Raw genomic sequence first — 1,662 nt, 5'->3', positions numbered from 1 at the left:
AAACGCAGAAAACCCCCGTACCGGATTAACGGTACGGGGGTTTTCGCAATATTTGTTCGGCGGTGTCCTACTCTCCCACAGGGTCCCCCCTGCAGTACCATCGGCGCTGTAAGGCTTAGCTTCCGGGTTCGGAATGTAACCGGGCGTTTCCCTCACGCTATGACCACCGAAACACTATGAAACAGACAACCGCACCACACCCCGCAAAACCCAGGGATGTGGGGTTGTTCGTGGTTTCAGAACCAACACAGTGGACGCGAGCAACTGAGGACAAGCCCTCGGCCTATTAGTACCGGTCACCTCCAGCGGTTACCCGCCTTCCAGATCCGGCCTATCAACCCAGTCGTCTACTGGGAGCCTTAACCCCTCAAAGGGGGTGGGAACACTCATCTCGAAGCAGGCTTCCCGCTTAGATGCTTTCAGCGGTTATCCCTCCCGAACGTAGCCAACCAGCCATGCCCTTGGCAGAACAACTGGCACACCAGAGGTTCGTCCGTCCCGGTCCTCTCGTACTAGGGACAGCCCTTCTCAATGTTCCTGCGCGCGCAGCGGATAGGGACCGAACTGTCTCACGACGTTCTAAACCCAGCTCGCGTACCGCTTTAATGGGCGAACAGCCCAACCCTTGGGACCGACTCCAGCCCCAGGATGCGACGAGCCGACATCGAGGTGCCAAACCATCCCGTCGATATGGACTCTTGGGGAAGATCAGCCTGTTATCCCCGGGGTACCTTTTATCCGTTGAGCGACGGCGCTTCCACAAGCCACCGCCGGATCACTAGTCCCGACTTTCGTCCCTGCTCGACCCGTCGGTCTCACAGTCAAGCTCCCTTGTGCACTTACACTCAACACCTGATTGCCAACCAGGCTGAGGGAACCTTTGGGCGCCTCCGTTACTCTTTAGGAGGCAACCGCCCCAGTTAAACTACCCATCAGACACTGTCCCTGATCCGGATCACGGACCCAGGTTAGACATCCAGCACGACCAGACTGGTATTTCAACGACGACTCCCCCTGAACTGGCGTCCAGAGTTCACAGTCTCCCAGCTATCCTACACAAGCCGAACCGAACACCAATATCAAACTGTAGTAAAGGTCCCGGGGTCTTTCCGTCCTGCTGCGCGAAACGAGCATCTTTACTCGTAGTGCAATTTCACCGGGCCTATGGTTGAGACAGTCGAGAAGTCGTTACGCCATTCGTGCAGGTCGGAACTTACCCGACAAGGAATTTCGCTACCTTAGGATGGTTATAGTTACCACCGCCGTTTACTGGCGCTTAAGTTCTCAGCTTCGCACACCCGAAAGTGCACTAACCGGTCCCCTTAACGTTCCAGCACCGGGCAGGCGTCAGTCCGTATACATCGCCTTACGGCTTCGCACGGACCTGTGTTTTTAGTAAACAGTCGCTTCTCGCTGGTCTCTGCGGCCACCCCCAGCTCGAGCAGCAAGTGCTCTCACCAGTGATGGCCCCCCTTCTCCCGAAGTTACGGGGGCATTTTGCCGAGTTCCTTAACCATAGTTCACCCGAACGCCTCGGTATTCTCTACCTGACCACCTGAGTCGGTTTAGGGTACGGGCCGCCATGAAACTCGCTAGAGGCTTTTCTCGACAGCATAGGATCATCCACTTCACCACAATCGGCTCGGCATCAGGTCTCACCCT

2 rRNA genes are annotated in these 1,662 nt (G+C 56.4%); both read right to left on the bottom strand.

Annotated features, from left to right (window positions below):
* Positions 1–54: 54 nt before the first annotated feature.
* Positions 55–171: ribosomal RNA gene (rrf, locus tag ACFWP5_RS52405) — 5S ribosomal RNA — on the bottom strand.
* 95 nt (positions 172–266) lie between these two features.
* Positions 267–1,662 (bottom strand): 23S ribosomal RNA (locus ACFWP5_RS52400); the annotation flags it as partial.

This window comes from Streptomyces sp. NPDC058469 (genome assembly GCF_042721125.1).
GTDB lineage: Bacteria > Actinomycetota > Actinomycetes > Streptomycetales > Streptomycetaceae > Streptomyces.
This window is presented reverse-complemented; position numbering and strand designations above follow the sequence as displayed.